18 protein-coding genes and 1 tRNA gene are annotated in these 17,703 nt (G+C 57.7%); 9 read left to right on the top strand and 10 right to left on the bottom strand.

Going from position 1 to position 17,703, the window contains the following annotated elements; translation table 11 throughout:
- Window positions 1–14: 14 nt before the first annotated feature.
- Window positions 15–1,427 (top strand): cardiolipin synthase, encoded by a 1,413-nt coding sequence (gene cls / locus AC2FIB_RS03815; protein ID WP_496841744.1) that lies wholly within the window; start codon window positions 15–17, stop codon window positions 1,425–1,427.
- Here cls and AC2FIB_RS03820 read toward each other — a convergent pair.
- Window positions 1,424–1,858 carry an ion channel gene (locus tag AC2FIB_RS03820; RefSeq protein ID WP_109311846.1) on the bottom strand — a complete coding sequence of 145 codons (435 nt, stop codon included), beginning with the start codon at window positions 1,856–1,858 and terminating at the stop codon, window positions 1,424–1,426. The genes cls and AC2FIB_RS03820 overlap by 4 nt on opposite strands.
- Window positions 1,859–2,028: 170 nt before the next feature.
- On the opposite strand from AC2FIB_RS03820, the gene AC2FIB_RS03825 reads away from it, so the two are divergent.
- The 3 genes from AC2FIB_RS03825 to AC2FIB_RS03835 are packed head-to-tail and all read left to right on the top strand — an operon-like array spanning window position 2,029 to window position 6,117.
- Complete coding sequence (locus AC2FIB_RS03825) at window positions 2,029–2,676, top strand: ABC transporter ATP-binding protein (RefSeq protein ID WP_496733333.1); 648 nt, start codon at window positions 2,029–2,031, stop codon at window positions 2,674–2,676.
- Complete coding sequence (locus AC2FIB_RS03830) at window positions 2,673–5,087, top strand: ABC transporter permease (RefSeq protein WP_496841745.1); 2,415 nt, start codon at window positions 2,673–2,675, stop codon at window positions 5,085–5,087. Before AC2FIB_RS03825 ends, AC2FIB_RS03830 begins: the two co-directional genes overlap by 4 nt.
- Window positions 5,077–6,117 carry a lipocalin-like domain-containing protein gene (locus AC2FIB_RS03835; protein ID WP_496841746.1) on the top strand — a complete coding sequence of 347 codons (1,041 nt, stop codon included), beginning with the start codon at window positions 5,077–5,079 and terminating at the stop codon, window positions 6,115–6,117. The genes AC2FIB_RS03830 and AC2FIB_RS03835 overlap by 11 nt, the downstream gene beginning before the upstream one ends.
- A 14-nt stretch (window positions 6,118–6,131) precedes the next feature.
- Here the strand turns inward: AC2FIB_RS03835 and AC2FIB_RS03840 are convergent, their stop codons facing one another.
- The 3 genes from AC2FIB_RS03840 to AC2FIB_RS03850 form a co-directional block, all read right to left on the bottom strand.
- Entirely contained in the window at window positions 6,132–6,563 is a 432-nt protein-coding gene (locus tag AC2FIB_RS03840) for a universal stress protein (protein WP_496733339.1), read from the bottom strand.
- Window positions 6,560–9,169 (bottom strand): TRAP transporter permease, encoded by a 2,610-nt coding sequence (locus AC2FIB_RS03845; RefSeq protein WP_496733341.1) that lies wholly within the window; start codon window positions 9,167–9,169, stop codon window positions 6,560–6,562. The genes AC2FIB_RS03840 and AC2FIB_RS03845 overlap by 4 nt, the downstream gene beginning before the upstream one ends.
- A 102-nt stretch (window positions 9,170–9,271) precedes the next feature.
- Window positions 9,272–10,240, bottom strand: coding sequence for a TAXI family TRAP transporter solute-binding subunit (locus AC2FIB_RS03850; protein ID WP_058271718.1), 969 nt, complete (start codon window positions 10,238–10,240; stop codon window positions 9,272–9,274).
- 389 nt (window positions 10,241–10,629) lie between these two features.
- On the opposite strand from AC2FIB_RS03850, the gene AC2FIB_RS03855 reads away from it, so the two are divergent.
- The gene (locus AC2FIB_RS03855) at window positions 10,630–12,123 is read left to right on the top strand and encodes a BCCT family transporter (RefSeq protein ID WP_496733342.1); all 1,494 of its coding nucleotides are present in this window, start codon (window positions 10,630–10,632) and stop codon (window positions 12,121–12,123) included.
- Between the two features lie 335 nt (window positions 12,124–12,458).
- On the opposite strand, the gene AC2FIB_RS03860 is transcribed toward AC2FIB_RS03855, so the two are convergent.
- A tRNA-Leu gene (locus AC2FIB_RS03860) sits at window positions 12,459–12,544 on the bottom strand.
- A 146-nt stretch (window positions 12,545–12,690) separates the two neighbouring features.
- Here AC2FIB_RS03860 and AC2FIB_RS03865 point away from each other — a divergent pair.
- Both AC2FIB_RS03865 and AC2FIB_RS03870 read left to right on the top strand, forming a co-directional pair.
- Complete coding sequence (locus AC2FIB_RS03865; RefSeq protein WP_058271720.1) at window positions 12,691–13,269, top strand: YqaA family protein; 579 nt, start codon at window positions 12,691–12,693, stop codon at window positions 13,267–13,269.
- Window positions 13,266–13,730: a disulfide bond formation protein B gene (locus tag AC2FIB_RS03870; RefSeq protein WP_496733343.1), complete on the top strand. Its 465-nt coding sequence runs from the start codon at window positions 13,266–13,268 to the stop codon at window positions 13,728–13,730. Before AC2FIB_RS03865 ends, AC2FIB_RS03870 begins: the two co-directional genes overlap by 4 nt.
- A 6-nt stretch (window positions 13,731–13,736) precedes the next feature.
- On the opposite strand, the gene AC2FIB_RS03875 is transcribed toward AC2FIB_RS03870, so the two are convergent.
- Window positions 13,737–14,321, bottom strand: a complete 585-nt coding sequence (locus AC2FIB_RS03875) for an HNH endonuclease (protein WP_058278012.1) — start codon at window positions 14,319–14,321, stop codon at window positions 13,737–13,739.
- Window positions 14,322–14,534: 213 nt separating this feature from the next.
- On the opposite strand from AC2FIB_RS03875, the gene AC2FIB_RS03880 reads away from it, so the two are divergent.
- Both AC2FIB_RS03880 and AC2FIB_RS03885 read left to right on the top strand, forming a co-directional pair.
- A complete protein-coding gene (locus AC2FIB_RS03880; RefSeq protein WP_496733344.1) occupies window positions 14,535–15,140 on the top strand; it encodes an rRNA large subunit pseudouridine synthase E in 606 nt (201 codons plus the stop codon).
- A 31-nt stretch (window positions 15,141–15,171) separates the two neighbouring features.
- A complete protein-coding gene (locus AC2FIB_RS03885; protein ID WP_282151275.1) occupies window positions 15,172–15,597 on the top strand; it encodes a VOC family protein in 426 nt (141 codons plus the stop codon).
- Window positions 15,598–15,601: 4 nt separating this feature from the next.
- Here the strand turns inward: AC2FIB_RS03885 and AC2FIB_RS03890 are convergent, their stop codons facing one another.
- Genes AC2FIB_RS03890 through AC2FIB_RS03905 form a run of 4 tightly spaced genes read right to left on the bottom strand, consistent with a single transcriptional unit; the run spans window position 15,602 to window position 17,698 of the window.
- Complete coding sequence (locus AC2FIB_RS03890) at window positions 15,602–15,904, bottom strand: putative quinol monooxygenase (RefSeq protein WP_496733346.1); 303 nt, start codon at window positions 15,902–15,904, stop codon at window positions 15,602–15,604.
- Window positions 15,898–16,401, bottom strand: coding sequence for a GNAT family N-acetyltransferase (locus AC2FIB_RS03895; RefSeq protein WP_496841747.1), 504 nt, complete (start codon window positions 16,399–16,401; stop codon window positions 15,898–15,900). The genes AC2FIB_RS03890 and AC2FIB_RS03895 overlap by 7 nt, the downstream gene beginning before the upstream one ends.
- 2 nt (window positions 16,402–16,403) lie before the next feature.
- Window positions 16,404–17,069 carry an alpha/beta hydrolase gene (locus AC2FIB_RS03900; RefSeq protein WP_496727142.1) on the bottom strand — a complete coding sequence of 222 codons (666 nt, stop codon included), beginning with the start codon at window positions 17,067–17,069 and terminating at the stop codon, window positions 16,404–16,406.
- Entirely contained in the window at window positions 17,066–17,698 is a 633-nt protein-coding gene (locus AC2FIB_RS03905) for a DNA-3-methyladenine glycosylase family protein (RefSeq protein ID WP_282151577.1), read from the bottom strand. Before AC2FIB_RS03905 ends, AC2FIB_RS03900 begins: the two co-directional genes overlap by 4 nt.
- Between the last annotated feature and the right edge of the window lie 5 nt (window positions 17,699–17,703).

Raw genomic sequence — 17,703 nt, forward strand, 5'->3', positions numbered from 1 at the left:
AGCCCGATAACCCTATGTGGACACTGCTTGTTTCCGCCTTCGTCTTTGCGCTTTACACAACAGCAGTTTTCTTTTCTGTGCGCGCGGCCCAAACCGCGCGGACACCTCAGGGCGCTGTCGGTTGGGTAGTCTTTCTGATCTCGGCCCCGATGTTTGGCGTGCCGCTTTACCTGTTTTTGGGACACCATAGATTTCGGGGCTACCGTATCGCGCGCAAGGAAAGCCAGCGCGTGGTTCAGGGGATCAAGACCTTCGCCGACTACTCAACGCCCGATGCTGACAAATTGCTTATCAATCCCAAACCGTTCGAGGCCCTGGCGCATATGCCCGTGTCGCGCGGCAACGGGGCAGAGCTGTTGATTGATGGGCAGGCCACCTTTGATGCGATTTTTGAGGCGATTGATGCGGCCAAGACTTACGTCCTGATCCAGTTCTATATCGTCCGGGCCGATGCGCTGGGTCAGAAGCTGAAAGACAAGCTGATCGAAGCAGCCAAACGCGGAGTCAGCGTCCGGTTCATGATGGATGCCGTCGGCAGTTACGCCCTTTCCAATGACTACATCGAAGAGATGCGCGAGGCCGGTATCGCGGTTTCGGATCCAAAGGAACAACGCGGACCAAAATTCCGTTTCCAGCTGAACTACCGCAACCACCGCAAAACCGTGGTTATCGACGGCGAAACGGGATTCATCGGTGGTCACAACATCGGGGTCGAGTATCTGGGCCAGGACCCGCATTTCGGACATTGGCGCGACTCCCATGTCAGGTTGACCGGTCACATTGTCCGGCAATTGCAGTTGATCTTTATCGAAGACTGGCATTGGGCGCATGAAGAAGATCTGATCGACCAGTTGGATTGGGCCGGGTCCGAGGCGGACCAGGACATCAATGCGCTGCTGGTCGCAACAGGCCCGGGCGATGAAACCGAAACCGGGTCGATGATGTTCTTCGCCGCCATCACTGAGGCACGGAACCGGATCTGGATCGCATCGCCGTATTTCGTACCCGACATCGATATCATGACCGCCCTGAAACACGCGGCTTTGCGCGGTGTCGATGTGCGCATTCTTGTTCCTGATGTCATTGATCACCGCCTGCCGTGGCTGGCGGCTTTCGCCTATTTTGATGAAGTTCGCGCCTGTGGTGCACAAGTCCTGCGCTACACAGACGGCTTCATGCATCAAAAGGTCTTCGTTGTGGATGACTCACTGGCCGCAGTAGGCACGACCAATCTGGACAATCGATCATTTCGGTTGAATTTCGAGGCAATGGCCCTGTTCTTTGATCCCCAGACCACAGCCGCAGTCGATGCGATGCTGCAAGAGGACTTTGCCAAAAGCTATGAGCTGACGCGCTATCTGGAACAGCAGCCAGTCTACATACGCCTCGGCGCTCCGCTGGCGCGATTATTCTCACCCATCCTTTAAGCCATGAACCTTTCCTGAAACACCCGGGTCATAAGGGCGACCATGTAGGCCGTGGACAACCCAAAGGCCAACAGGCCTGTAACTGCAGCAAAGGTACCGAAAATCCGCAGATCTTCACCCAAGACGATGTCGCCGTAGCCAAGCGTTGTGAATGAGACCAGCGAGAAATACAGCGCCGTATTCCAGTCGGGCAATACATCGCCGAACACCCAGACGATGGCCCAAATCCAGACCTGAATGGTGTGGGTCGCGACGATAAAGGCCAGCGCGGTTGCAATTGGACCGGCCGTTGCCAAAATAGCGCCTCTGGCTTCCCAACGCTCGATCAGCCTGTTGATGGCCAGCGTGCACATGGTCAGTAGAAAGATTTCGACCAGAAAGCAAAGCCCGAGAAACGTGCTGCCCCAAAGGATCTGCTGTGACAAGGTCATGTTTTCGCATCCTGAATTGTACCGACGACGGGTCGCCTAACAATGACCTGCACTTCCGGTTGAGACAACCCGATCACCCAAGTTCATAGTGCGGCGAAAGGAACCTATGACGTGTCAGCGCTGGACAGTTGGCGAAACTGTTGCAAATCCTTGTAAAAATGAGGGCGAACATGCTTGTGATATTTGACAAGGTTCAAAAATCCTATCCCGGTGGTCGTCCGGTCCTGCGCGACGTATCATTGTCGCTGGATCGCGGCCAAACGCTAGCCCTGACCGGCGAAAGCGGCAGCGGTAAAAGCACCCTGCTGAACCTTGCTGCTGCATTGGACACTGTGGACAGCGGGGAAATCACGCTGGACGGCGTAGCCCTGTCGCAACTGGATGATCCGGGCCGGGCCGCCCTGCGCCGCACGTCCTTGTCGCTGGTGTTTCAGCAATTCAACCTGATCCCGTCTTTGACAGCAGGTCAAAACCTGTCGTTTCATGCCCGTTTGGCCGGGTGCCACGACCCCGATTGGTGCGCCCATCTGGCCCAGCGGCTGGGCCTTTCCGATCTGCTTGATCGATATCCCGAAAACCTTTCGGGCGGACAGCAACAGCGCGTTGCCATCGGTCGTGCCATGGCCGCACGGCCCAAATTGCTGCTGGCGGATGAACCTACGGGAAACCTGGACGAAACCGCCAGCGCCACCGTTCTTGAACTGATGTTGGCTCTTGTCGCAGATACCGGGGCCGCGCTGCTTTTGGTCACCCATTCGCACGAGATTGCGGCCCGTTTGGATCGGCGTGTGCATCTGTCTGGCGGGCTTATCGCATGACGCTGACCGTCATTCAGGCGCTAGCCTCTCATTGGCGGGCACACCGGCTGCAACTGGCGACCCTGCTGATCGGCCTGGCCCTTGCAACCGGTCTTTGGTCGGCGGTGCAGGCTATCAATGCCGAGGCCCGCGCCAGCTATGACCGGGCCGCTGATCAACTGGCGCTAGGTCGGTTTGACGAATTGCACAACCCCGCCGGTCCAATCCCCCTGTCGCGTTACGTCGAGCTGAGGCGCGCGGGCTGGCAGGTTGCTGCGGTACTGGAAGGCCCATTGCGGGTTCAGGGTCAGACATTACGGGTCCTTGGCGTTGATATGGTGGCCTATCCCACCCTGCCCGCCGTTACGCAGATGGAACAAAGCGGCACGCCACCCGACCCTGCCGATATGTTGACCGCGCCGGGGCGATTGCTGACGACCCCGGTTTTGGAGCCGCTATTGGCCGGCCAGACAGGTTTGCCTCCGATCCTGATCAGCGATGCCTTACCGCCCGATCTGATCCTGACCGACATCGGTGTGGCCGAGACGTTGCTGAAGAAGCCCGGAGAGATTTCGCACCTGATCATTTTACCGGATCAGCCCGGTTCAATTCCGCCGCTGGCGACTATTGCCCCCGAACTGGAGCGGGTCCCGGCACAGGAACAACTGGATACCGCACAACTGACCGACAGTTTTCATCTGAACCTGTCCGCCTTTGGCCTGCTGTCCTTTGCGGTGGGTCTGTTCATCGTGCACGGAACCGTGGGCCTGGCCTTTGCCCAGCGGCGCGGCATGATCCGGACCCTGCGCGCTTTGGGCGTTTCGATGCGGCGGCTGGTTTGGCTGATCATGGCTGAGCTTTCCGTGCTGGCGATTGTCGGCGGAATACTCGGTTTGGTGCTTGGCTTTTTCCTCGCAGGCGCGCTGTTGCCGGATGTGGCTGCAAGTTTGCGCGGGCTTTACGGCGCACTTGTCAGCGGCCAGATCTCATTGCAACCAAAATGGGCACTGTCCGGGTTGGCGATGGCCTTGGGTGGCACTTTTCTGGCCAGCGGACACGCCTTGTATCGCCTGTCGCGAATGCCGATTCTAAGCGGCGCAGGCTTGCAGGCCTGGCGCAGCGCGGCTTCGGGCAGCTGGGTCGTCGCCCTTGCTGGTGTCACCGCTATTGTCGGTGGCATTCTGACCCTGTTGTTGTTCGGAGGGTTGGTGGCCGGTTTCGTCATGGTCGCCGGGTTGCTGGTCGGCTCTGCCTTGGTGTTACCCTATGTGCTGTCGAGTGTCCTGATCCTGTTTCAGCGTTCAGCGAAAGGGCCGATCGCCCAATGGGTCTGGTCGGACATGCGCGCCCAACTGCCAGGCTTATCTTTGGCGCTGATGGCCCTGTTGCTGGCGCTTGCCGCGAATATCGGTGTGGGCACAATGGTTTCCAGCTTTCGGTTGACCTTTACCGGCTGGCTGGACCAGCGCCTTACATCCGAGCTCTACGTCACCGCTGCCACCGATCAGCAGGGTAAGGACATCGCAGAATGGCTGAACCCGCAGGTAGATGCCATCTTGCCGATCCGAAGCGTTGAACTGGCGCATTCGTCGGGGCCTCTGTTTCTCTATGGTATCATCGACGATCAGACTTATCGTGAGAAATGGCCGCTTATCAGCACCTCGGAACGTGTTTGGGACCGGGTCCACGACGGAACCGCTGTGCTGATCAACGAACAACTTGCCCGTCGGGAAAACCTTTGGCCCGGAGATACTCTGGCGATCACACCCGCCGACACGATGACCATCGCAGGTGTCTATTCGGACTATGGCAACCCAACCGGTCAGGCCATCGTTTCTATGGCCCAACTTGATCAGATCGCGCCCGGCGCTGAGGCGCGCCGGTTTGGCATTCGTGTCGCCCCTGACAGGACCACAGAGCTGGCCCAGGCCTTGCGCGAGCAGTTTGACCTGCCCCGCCGAGCAGTCGTCCAGCAAGCCGCAATGAAGGCGCAATCCATGCAGGTGTTCGAAAAGACATTCGTTGTGACCTCGGCCTTGAACATCCTGACGCTGGGGGTTGCAGGGTTCGCCATTCTGACCAGTCTGCTGACATTGTGGACCCAGCGCCTGCCCCAGATTGCGCCCATCTGGGCACTTGGCCTGACCCGTGCAGAACTGGCCCGGCTTGAGCTTTTGCGCAGCGTGCTGCTGGCCGCTTTGACCGCCTTGCTGGCTCTGCCGCTGGGGTTGGCTTTGGCGTGGACCTTGCTGACGGTCATCAACGTCGAAGCGTTTGGCTGGAGGCTGCCGATGTACCTGTTCCCTGTCGAATGGGTCTATCTGTTGGGTCTGACCCTGCTTGCGGCAACCGTTGCCGCGGCCCTGCCTGCCGCCCGTTTGCTGCGCCTGCCGCCTGCGGATCTACTGAAGGTGTTTGCCAATGAACGTTAGGATCTGGCTGATCGTCTTGCTGCTGGCCGTGCCGGGCATTGCCCGCGCACAGGGATACGCAGGCCTGGGCGGTTCGGCTGAAGGGTTCACTGTGCCCCAGCCGGAGTATGCGTTTCAATTCCCGCAGGATCATGGCCCCCACCCGGACTACCGGATCGAGTGGTGGTATCTGACAGCAAACCTGAAAGGTGAAGACGGGCGTGATTATGGTATCCAGTGGACCCTGTTTCGGTCGGCCCTGAAACCGCATGAGGTCGAGGGGTGGCAAAGTCCGCAGATATGGATGGGCCATGCTGCGGTGACCACGCCCGACAAACACTATTTCGCAGAGCGTCTGTCGCGCGGCGGCATCGGTCAAGCAGGGGTTACGGCAGCGCCATTCGAGGCGTGGATCGACGAATGGCACATGCGCGGGTCAGACCCAAACGTGGTCAGCCTTTCTGCGAACGGCGCGGATTTCGGCTATGACCTAAAGCTCGAAGCCAACGGGCCGTTCGTGTTTCACGGCGAGAACGGATATTCGGTGAAATCCGGCGACGGGCAAGCCAGCTATTACTATTCCCAGCCGTTTTACGAGGTACAAGGCGTTTTGCGGCTGCCAGATGGCGACGTGGCGGTCACCGGGCAAGGCTGGCTGGACCGCGAATGGTCATCACAACCTTTGGCCGCAGATCAAAGCGGCTGGGATTGGTTCTCGCTCAGCTTTGACGATGGCGATAAGATGATGGCTTTTCGGTTACGCGGCGACCGAGGTGATTTCACCGCGGCTACGTGGATCACCGCCAATGGTACGACTACCGCGATCCCCGATGGTTCGGTCACGTTCGAGCCGCTGACGACCGCGCCCGTTGCTGGCCGCGACGTACCTGTCAGATGGCGCGTCACATTGCCTGACCGGGATCTGGACGTCGAGGTATCAGCGCTGACACCCGACGCGTGGATGGCCACCCGGTTTGAATACTGGGAAGGTCCCGTCCAGATCAGCGGCAGCCATTCCGGACGGGGATATCTTGAGATGACAGGGTACTGATCCGCCCAATTTTCTTAGCGCACCACGTAGACAGAGACGTCTGAATGCCGCACGACCCGTGCAGCATTCGGGCCCAGCAGATAGTCTTTCAAGTCGGGTTTGTGCGCACCGATCACGATCAGATCGCTGCCGGCGCCTTCTGCAGTTTTCAGGATTTCCTGATAGGCAGTACCTGTCGCGACCACATGGCGGATCTTTTCATTCCGATCTGCCCCCAGTGTGGACACACACATCTCGGCCAGTTTGGAATGTGCCTCTTCCAGCGCCTTGTCGTGAAAATCACTTTCGAAAAAGCCAGACACCCAACTTTCACCGAAATCCGGCAGGACCGTCACCACATCCAGTTGAGCACCTTCCTGATCGGCCAGCTTCGCAGCTTTCTTCAGGACATGCGTATCAAGATCGCCGTTGCTGATATCGACGGCACAGAGCACAGCGTTTGTCATGCGATCACCTCTTGTCTGGCGGCACGGCCGCGCTGAAGGAAAGCGATCAGTCCCAGCAAGAGCATTGCCGGAATGTAGATCAACTGTTTCGGTGGCTGGCTGGCTGGCAAGCTGACCGAGGTCAGACGGACGGCCTCATCTCCGTAGTAATCGAAGATATCCAGATCATCCGCGACCGGAGTTCCGAACAGCGGCTCTTCCAGTTTGACCAGCCCGTTTTCTTCAAGCAGCAGCAGGCCCATTGCGTCGACACGCGCTTGCCCACCCTCTTCGCTGCCAACGGGAACAACAACCGTCGTGTCCGTCATCTCAAGCGTGTCAAAGTCTGGCCCGCTGATGACCATTCGCACCTCGGTACCCGGAGGTGTTTCGCCGATGGTCTCCACAAACGCCGCCGGCTCGACCGAGGTAAACGGTGGCGCGATGCGGTTCATGAAGAAGTCAGGCCTGAACAGCGCGAACGCCACCAGGATCAGCGCGACGCTTTCATAGATCCGGCTGCGGGTCAGGAAATACCCCATTGTCCCGGCCGTGAAGACGAGAATGGCGATTGTCGCAAATATCGCCACCGTTATCCCCTCGACCCACGTCACATCAATCAATAGCAAGTCGGTGTTGAAGATGAACACGAACGGCAAGGCCACGGTGCGCAGGCTGTAAAAGAACGCGATGAACCCGGTTTTGATTGCGTCACCACCGGATACTGCGGCGGCCGCAAAGCTTGCCAATCCAACCGGCGGGGTCACGTCTGCCATGATCCCAAAGTAGAAGACGAACAGGTGCACGGCGATAAGTGGCACAATAAGTCCGCTTTGCGCACCCAGTTCAACAACCACGCCAGCCATCAACGAACTGACAACGATGTAGTTCGCGGTTGTTGGCAAGCCCATGCCCAGGATCAGGCTCAGCAGTCCGACCATAATCAGCATCAGGATCAGGTTGCCGCCTGACAGGAACTCAACCAGGTCGGCCATCACTTGTCCGACACCAGTCAGCGTCACAGTGCCCACGATGACGCCGGCTGTTGCCGTTGCCAGCGCGATACCAATCATGTTCCGCGCGCCGTCGATCATGCCCTGCCAAAGGTCTGCGACACCATCAATGAACGTGTTGTAGACGTTGCTTTGCCCGCGGAATATCGCCTTGAGCGGCTTCTGCGTCAGCAGGATCACGAAGAGCAGCGTCGTGGCCCAGAAAGCCGACAGACCCGGTGACTTCTGCTCGATCATCAAGAAGTAGACCAGCACGATAATCGGCAACAAGTAGTGCAGCCCAGCTTTGTAGATGTCGGCAATGACCGGCAAGGTCACTTCTTTGGCGTTTGGATCGTCCGGCTCAAGATCCGGCACCTGAGCGGCCAGATACAGCAGTGCCACATAGATGGCACAGATGATCAGGCTGAGGACCAGCCCAGCCGATGACGGCACCCAGTTTGTCACCGCTTCGACCGGGAATTGAGAACCGTAGCACAGCCCGGCAAAGACCAGGAAGAAGGACAACATACCGACAACTGTGCGCGCCAGCTTTACGTCGCGGTCGCCCAGCGTGGGCATGTTCCGCTTCACGGCCTCAAGGTGCACGATGTAGACCAAAGCGATGTAAGAGATCGCCGCTGGCAGGAAGGCGTGGGTGATCACCTCGACATATGAAATGCCGACATATTCCACCATCAAGAAGGCCGCGGCCCCCATCACGGGCGGCATGATCTGTCCGTTCACGGATGAGGCAACCTCGACCGATCCGGCCTGTTCGCTGCTAAACCCAACGCGTTTCATCAGCGGGATGGTGAACGTACCGGTGGTCACAACGTTGGCGATGGACGAACCCGAGATCAGGCCGGTCGCGGCCGAACCGACAACAGCGGCTTTGGCTGGGCCACCGCGCAGGTGCCCCAAGGCACCGAAGGCCATCTTGATAAAGTAGTTCCCTGCCCCGGCCTTATCCAGCAAGGCCCCAAACAGAACGAACAGGAAGACGAATTTGGTCGAAACCCCAAGCGCGATACCAAACACGCCCTCGGACGTGATCCACATATGGCTCATCGCCTTTTTCAGGCTTGCGCCTTTCCAGCGAATAACCTCGGGAACCCAATCAGAGGATCCGAAAAACACATATACTAGAAAGATCGTCGCAATGATCGCCATTGCGGGGCCAAGCGCACGACGCGCGGCCTCGAACAACAACAGCAGACCAACCAGGGCGACCCATTTGTCGGTGTCATCCGCAAGACCGCCTGCATCGACGATCTTGTTGTAAAAGAAATAGCCATACAGCGCGACAAACGCGCCCAGCAACCCCATGATCCAATCCTGAACCGGGATATAGTTGCGCGGGCTTGATTTCAACGCCGGATAGGCTGCAAAGGCCAGAAACAACGCAAAGGCCAGGTGAAACTGCCGCGCGTTGTTCACAACGCTGCCGGGCAGCACATAGTTCGCCAGAGGCGAGGCCAGGATGACCTGAAAGATCGACCAGATCGCGGCCACAACGGCCAGAAAAACTCCGACATTACCGACCGGATTACGTCCGCCCGCATCGGATGAGGCTACAAGATCCTGTAGCTCTTCTTCGGATAGCGGACGATTGGATTGTGTGTCGGAACTCATGAATTGTCTCCCCGTCGCGGCCATTTTTGGCCTTCTGAACCACCCGATTTGTTCGGGTTTTGGTTGCAGGGCGCCCGTTGGGCACCCTGCTTTAGGTCTGGCTTACTGAACCCAGCCTTTTTCTTTGTAGTACTTCTCGGCACCCGGATGCAGCGGAGCCGAAAGGCCATCTGCAATCATCTCTTCGGGCTTGAGGTTGGCAAATGCAGGGTGCAGCTTTTTGAAGTCGTCGAAATTCTCGAAGACCGAGCTGACAACCGCATAAACCGCGTCATCCGACACGTCTGCCGAGGTCACGAACGTCGCGCCCACACCAAAGGTCGAGGTGTCGCCATCCGAACCACGGTACATGCCACCGGGGATTGTTGCGGTACGGTAGAACGAGTTGTCGTCTACCAGCTTGCTGACGGCGTCGCCGCTGACGTTCACCAGAACCGAGTCACAGGCTGTAGTCGCTTCCTGGATCGAGCCCGACGGGTGACCAACGGTGTAAACCATCGCGTCGATCTGGTTGTCACACAGAGCCGCCGACTGTTCAGCCGCTTTCAGCTCGGTCGCCAGTTCGAAATCGTCGGTGGTCCAACCCATTTCGCCCAGCAGGACTTCCATCGTGCCGCGCTGACCGGAACCGGGGTTACCGATGTTGACGCGCTTGCCCTTCAGGTCCTCGAAGTTGGTGATGCCGGAATCGGCACGTGCAACAACGGTGAACGGTTCGGGGTGTACCGAGAAGACGGCGCGCAGGTTTTCAAAGGGGCCAGCCTCTTCGAATTTCGAGCTGCCGTTATACGCGTGGTACTGCCAGTCCGACTGGGCAACACCAAACTCCAGCTCGCCTTCGCGAATGGTGTTGATGTTGTAGACCGAACCACCAGTCGACTCTACCGAGCAACGCACGCCGTGCTCTTTGCGGCCTTTGTTCACCAGACGGCAGATCGCGCCACCAGTCGGATAGTACACTCCGGTCACACCGCCGGTACCAATGGTGATAAACTCTTCTGCATAAGCGGCCGGAGCCATAAGAGCTGCGGTAACGACCGCGCCCAGGCTAAGCTTGCTGCTATTTTTCATTTTTGAGAACTCCCAACTCTTATTGTGGATGAGAGACAGTTCAGCGGCCCCCATCCAGGGACCTTGCCGGTACGGCAAGCGAACCCGTCTTGCAACGGGTCAAGCATCTGAAATTTAAAAGTCTCCCAACGCCTTTGACGTTTCATTCAGACACTCCGCTTGTCAACCCCTGCGCGGGGTATGAAGGCCCCGATCCGCAGATGTGAGGAGATTTCCGAAAGTTTCCCCCTTTAACGGGGCGGTTTCGCACAGATCGGCATCACTGGGTCGGATCATGAAAAACCGCGCCAGCTAAATATCCAAAAACACTTTGAAAGTTTGGATTCCGCAACCTAGGCTTGGCTAAACGACCCGATGTTTCATGAATTTACGCGGAAGGGCTCTGGACAGTGGACGGCAAATCACCCAGTCCGATGCTTGTGATCGCCCTAGCCCTTAGTGCGGCCATCGCAATCTGGGGCATTGCTGACCCGCAAGGCCTGGGTCGCATTGCTGCATCGGCGGTTGAGACGCAATTCAACAGCCGCGGCTGGTTCATCATGCTTGAGGTCAGCGGGCTTTTGTTTGTGGTCCTCTTTCTGGCCCTGTCACGATTTGGAGATATCCGCCTTGGCCCTGACACAGCCGAACCAGAGTTTTCAACGACCGCATGGATCGCGATGTTATTCGCCGCAGGAATGGGTGTCGGTCTACTGTTCTATGGCGCAGCCGAGCCGCTGACCCACTACGAAGTGCTGCGTCAATATAATAGCGACGCAAAAGCGGCCAGTTATGCGATGTTCGTGACCTACTTGAACTGGGGGTTCCACGCCTGGGCGATTTACGGAATCGTCGGATTGGTCATCGCCTATTTTGCCTATCGCCGAAATCGCACTTTGTTACTGAGTGCCCCAGTCACCGACGCACTTGGCGAAGCAGGATGGACAAAAGCGCTGGGGTGGGTTTTCGACTTGCTCTCGATCGTCGCAATTGCCGTCGGGTTGGCGGGCTCAATGGCAATGGGGGTATTTCAGATCCAGACCGGGCTGGCAGGTTTGCTGGGAATCCAGTCGCCCAGTGTCCTGACCCTACCCGTTTTTGCCGCGCTTTGTATTGCGTTCATCATTCCGTTGCGTCGCGATCTGGGCGACGGAATGGCCCTGCTGTCCAACGCAGCAATGCTGATCGCCGTCGGGATGATGGTCTATCTTCTGGTGCTGGGTCCCACATCTTATCTGATGGATGGCATCGTTTCGGGATTCGGACGCTATCTGTTCGATGTCCTGCCAGCAGGATTCTCGACTGCAGAATTCTTCGACGACCTGTTGGTCGACTGGTTCCACGGCTGGACGCTGAACTATATGATCTGGTGGCTGGCTTGGTCACCCTTCGTGGGCATTTTCATCGCCCGGATTTCCCGCGGACGCACGATCCGAGAGTTTCTGATCGGAGTCGTCGTCACCCCTACACTGTTCTCTATCCTGTGGTTCGGCGTTTTTGGCGGCTTGGGTTTTTTCGATGCTTTGCGTCAGGACGGAGCCTTATCAGCCGTCAATGCAGAGAACCTTGACGCAACAACATTTGCGTTGCTTGAGCGCTTCCCGCTGGACGGTATCACACGAATGGCAACAATCCTGGCCGCATTCCTGTTCGTGGTCACCAGCGTCGTCAGCGCCGGGTTCACCCTTGCGATGATAGGGACCGGAGGCGACGACAACCCCTCTCCCCGAATTCGTACAATCTGGGGCATTATCCTTGGCGCGTTAGGGATGGCGATGATTCTGGTGGGCGATATCTCTCTGGTAAGGTCCATAATAGCGCTGTCAGCCATCGCCTTCGTGTTTATCGTGCCAATTCTTGTTGTCTGTCTGTTCAAACGTCTGGCGCAGGAGGACCGATCATGAGTGGCCAACTGATCGACACCGCACTGAACCTAAGCGTTTTCGCCTATGTTGGGTTTCTGGCGTGGCTGATCCTGAGACGCAGTAAGTGAGCGCAGAAACTGGGAACAGATTCGCCCTGAACAACCCTAGTCTGTTCGCTTTTTCCTTAGTTTGCTAGAAAACTTGCCCGATGAAACTGCGCGCACAATCCGGAACTCAGATTGTCGCCAAGCTTTCCAAGGACCGTCAAAACCCCGACATTTTCGATACACCGGCCAAAAGTGGCAACATGAGCATTCGAAACGTCAGAAAAGAAAAAACAGAGAGCAGGTTCCCCTAACCCTCTGTTTTTACTTTGGTACCCAAGGCCGGACTCGAACCGGCACGGTATCACTACCGGGGGATTTTGAATCCCCTGCGTCTACCATTCCGCCACTTGGGCCACGAACACTGGATTAGCCTTCATATTCGGGAAGGTCCAGAGGCAAAAAACAACCGATATTCAGTTTGTTTTCTTCAGGCACGGTTGACGCCCCATCAGGCGCATGGTTTGGCTGACGCAACAAGAGAACGGGATTTTAGCATCTGATGTTGCGATCGCTCTATGACTGGACCATTCGTCTGGCCGAACACCCGCACGCGCTATGGGCTCTGGCCATTGTGGCATTTGTCGAAAGCTCGTTCTTTCCGATTCCCCCGGACGTTCTGATGATTCCCATGATTCTTGCACGCCCGTCACGCGCCTGGCTGATCGCGACCGTTGCCCTGGTGGCGTCGGTGCTGGGAGGCATGCTGGGATATGCGATCGGCGCGTTCTTCTATGAAAGCATCGGCCAACCCATCCTCGAATCCATGGGTAAGGCGCATGCCATGGAAGAGTTCAACACCAAGTTTAACGATTTCGGATTCTGGGCCGTGCTGGGCGCAGGGATTACCCCATTTCCGTATAAGGTAATCACCATCATGTCCGGGTGGACGGGCATGCCGCTGGGCACATTCATCGCCACGTCGATTTTGGCCCGCGCACTCAGGTTCTTTATTGTTGCCGGACTGCTTTGGGGCTTTGGTGAACCCATTCGCAACTTCATCGAAAAGCGTCTGGGGCTTATGTTCACTCTATTTGTCATCCTGCTGTTCGGTGGGTTCTTAGCGGTGAAGTTCTTATGACACGCAAAAAACTGTTGATCCTGATTGCGGCCGGCGGTTCCGCCGCACTGTTGTTAGGCGCCTGGGCGTTTCAGCACCTGGGCGGAATGGCCCCTTGCAAAATGTGCATCTGGCAACGCTATCCCCACGGCGCGGCCGTTCTGATTGGCGTGTTGGCCTTCGCCTTTCCGGGCATCCGCCCCCTGCCCCTTTTGGGCGCAGTTGCTGCGATGCTGACTGCGGGGATTGGCATGTACCACGCAGGTGTCGAGCAGAAATGGTGGGAAGGTCCAACCAGCTGCACGTCGGGTGATATTGGCGGGTTGTCCGCTGAAGAATTGATGGATCAGATCATGTCCGCGCCACTTGTGCGCTGTGATGATATCCCGTGGGAGATGTTTGGCCTGTCGATGGCCGGGTGGAACGCTCTGCTATCTGCTGGCCTGGTTTTGGTCTGGCTGGCCGCGTTCCGCGCAAAATAAACGTTACTACGCGTCCAGTTCGGCATCCCAATACAGAAAGTCGATCCAACTGTCATGCAGGTGGTTCGGGGGGAACTTGCGTCCGATGTTTCGCAGTGCCTCGGCATCTGGCTGACGCGGCGGTTTGCGCAGCGACATGCCCGCCTGCCGCAGCGACTTCGATCCCTTCCTCAGGTTGCAGGGGCTGCACGCCGCCACAACGTTCTGCCAACTGGTCACACCCCCGGCAGCCCGCGGAACAACATGGTCAAAGGTCAGGTTGTCCCGGCTTCCACAATACTGGCAGCGGAACTCGTCCCTTAAAAATAAATTAAAGCGCGTGAAGGCCACGCGCTTTCTGGGTTTTACATAGTCTTTCAGGACAACGACCGATGGTATTCGGATCTCGGTACTGGGGCTTCGGACGACCTCGTCGTATTCGGCCACGATGTCCACCCTGTCCAGCCAGGCCGCCTTGATCGCTTCTTGCCAGGGCCACAGGGATAAGGGGTAATAGGACAAGGGGCGATAATCGGCGTTCAAAACCAATGCCGGATGGTGCTTTAGGGCACCCGGTTCCCTGACAAATTCGGTCCTGAATTCTCCGTCCATATCGGAATCGCTCCTCGCTCTGCTCTGCCCGTTATTGACACCAGAGCGGGGAACACCCGCCCCGGCCTTAACTTAACTATATATCGTGTTAAAACTCTGACAAGCCCTGAGTTTCCACAACATCTCGGGTATTGAGTATGCCTGCTCCGTAACAAAGACGTGACAGTTATCCACAGGTTGCATTCGCTGTGTCCGGCAGGCTATGGCGAGGTCATGAGCTGGTTCATACGATTCAACAAACCCTTCGATGTGTTGCCGCAGTTTACCGACCGCGCAAATGCAGAGACGCCGCGCAGCACTTTGTCGGATTTCATCGACCTGCCCGGTGTGTATCCGGCTGGGCGGCTGGATCGCGACAGCGAGGGCTTGATGCTGCTGACTGACAACGGCCGGCTGCAGGCGCAAATATCGGACCCCAAGCACAAGATGCCCAAAACCTATTGGGTTCAGGTGGAAGGTTCACCCGATGCTGCCGCCCTGAAGGCTCTGCGCGACGGGATTGATCTGAAGGACGGACCGACGCGCCCGGCCAAGGCCCGGTTGATGGATGAGCCCGAAGACCTATGGCCACGAAACCCACCTATCCGCGTACGCCAAACAGTACCGGACAGCTGGATTGAGCTGACCTTGCGCGAAGGCCGCAACCGGCAGGTTCGACGCATGACGGCAGCGGTCGGCCATCCCACCCTGCGCCTGATCCGCGCTCGGATCGGGGACTATACGCTAGAGGGATTGGCGCCCGGTCAATGGGACAGCCTGACAGCTCCTACATTGGATTCCGCACCGAAGCGCAAACGGGACCGCCGACCGCGCAGGTGACAAAAACGTCCTTTTGTGATAGGGTTAAGGCATGAAAGTCACCCGAAGCACACCATCCCCAGAGGGGATCCTTGAGGCCGCGCTTTATGTTGGCGATCTGGACGCGGCTGAACGATTCTATGGTGAAATACTGGCGTTAGAGTGTATTCAACGCGTCGCGAACCGGCATGCATTTTTCCGTGTCGGCGGATCGGTGTTGTTGCTGTTCAACGCTGATGAGACGGCAAAACCGCCGGAAAATCCGAACCTGCCGGTCCCACCGCATGGCGCACGCGGGCCCGGTCACGTCTGCATGACTTTATCGCGGACAGAGATAGACGAAATGCGCAAGCATCTGCTGGAGTGGAACATCCCCATAGACGCCGAGTTCGATTGGCCAAGCGGGGCACGATCGCTGTATGTTCGGGACCCCGCCGGGAACTCGGTAGAATTCGCTGAAGGTCACCTGTGGGACTGAGACCCTAGCGCAGCGGTTGTTTTTCTCCCCCGACAATCCGGTAGATGTCGCTCGAAACAACGCCCACTTCGCCCAGAACAGCCTGAAACTCGGCCATATGCAGGGCAGCGAAATGCGCCTCGAGCGCGGCCTGATCCTGCCATTCTTCATACACGCGGAACTTGTTGGATTGCCCGAGTATCTGGCTGAATTCATAGATCAGGCAGCCGGGCTCTTTCACAGTCTCGGCGACCATTTTCTGAGCGGCCTCAATGGCTTTGTCGACACTATCTAGCGACACTTCAACCGTTCCGGTGACAATCAGCATGTCGTTTCCTTCTTCAATTCAAACCGTTTCGAAATCCTGTCGACTGGCGTTCCGTCTTGCAGAGAAACAGCATATGTGACCGAGTAGTCGCGGAAACCCATCTTGTCATAATAGCTAAGTCCCTGCCGGTTGTCGGCCCGGATCGTCGCGTTGAGCGCGCTGAACCCAAGGGCCGCGGCATAGGTCGCGGTTTCAGAGAACAACGCCCGCCCTGCCCCTTTCAACACCGGCTCTCGCCGGGTGAAAGTCGCTATATCCGCGCAATCTTCCGGCAGGTTCTCATTCGTGCCAAGCCATTGAAACCCGGCCACCTCGCCCTGTTCATCAAGGGCAACGTGGCAACAGATTTTGTCTGCACCATTCAGGTAGACTTGGGCAAACAGCGCCTCAGAAAACGGTGCTTCAAACGCGGTCGTCCCGCCGATGGCTATGATTTCGTTGAGAATTTGGCAGACAACTGCCACGTCCTCAGGCATCAAGGGACGGACCGCGATCATCGCTACAGGCTCAGCTTGTCGCGCATAAAGGCCAGCGCAACGCTAAGACCGTCCGGGGCAATCCCGTGGCCGGTGCCTTTCATGACATGCGCATAAACTTCTTTGAAATCTGCTGCCTGCAACGCTTCGGCAGCTTCGGGCAACGACTGTGGCGGAACGACGTCGTCGGCATCGCCATGCACCAGAAGGATGGGCATCCGGCTGACGGTTTCGTCGGGCAGCAGATCCGGTTCCAACAACCGGCCCGAGAAGGCAACGACCCCAGCCACCGGGTCTTCGCGGCGCGGGGCGACGTACAGGCTCATCATCGTACCTTGCGAGAACCCAAACAGAACCACCTGTTCGGGCAGCACATCTTCATCCACCATCAGGGCATCCAGGAAGGCGTTGAAATCCTCAACGGCCATTTCCATGCCACGGCGTGCTTCTTCTTCGGACGACCCGTCAATCCACGGGATCGGAAACCACTGATATCCGTTGGGCATTCCGGGGATCTGTTCCGGCGCATCGGGTGACACAAACAACGTGTCGGGCAGATGTTCCCCCAGCGGATCGGCCAACCCCAGCAAATCGGCCCCGTTGGCGCCATAGCCGTGCACGAACACCACGACCGAGCGTGTATCGCCCGAAACCGGCTCTTTTCGGAGCGCATTCAAAACCCGTGTCATCTGATCCCTTCTCGTTCTTTTGCCACCCGGTAATAGGCCCACAAAACCCGCGCCGCAACCGACCGCCAGGGCGACCAGGCCTCGGCCATCTGGCGCAGCTGTTTGTCGGTAGGCCGGTCGGGCAAATCATATAAGATGCGCGCGGCCTCTTGCAGCGCCAGATCGCCCGGCGCTATCACGTCAGCGCGACCGAGCGAAAACATCGCATAAATCTCGGCCGTCCAGACGCCAATACCCGACACCTCGGTCAGGATCGCCACCACGTCATCGTTTGAAACGTCCCGCAAGGCTTTGTAGTCAATGCGCGCCTCAGCCAAAGCGCGGGCGTAGCGAATTTTTTGCCGGCTTAACCCAACTGCACGCAGATCATCGTCGGTGGCCCACATGATTTTGCGCGGGCCGGTCAGTTTCGCATCCTTCAACCGGTTCCAGATCGCATTGGCCGAGGCCACACTCACCTGCTGGCTGACTATGGCGCTAAGCAGTTGCGCAAACCCGTCCGGGCGACGGCGCAAGGGCAACGGACCGGTCTGTTCCATCGCATAGGCCATGCGCGGGCAGCTTTCGGCCAGCCATGTCGCGCCTTCTTCCACACAGTCGGGTGTTTCTATGATCCGTCCAACGGACATGTGCT

The organism is Ruegeria sp. YTSA072, assembly GCF_059610285.1.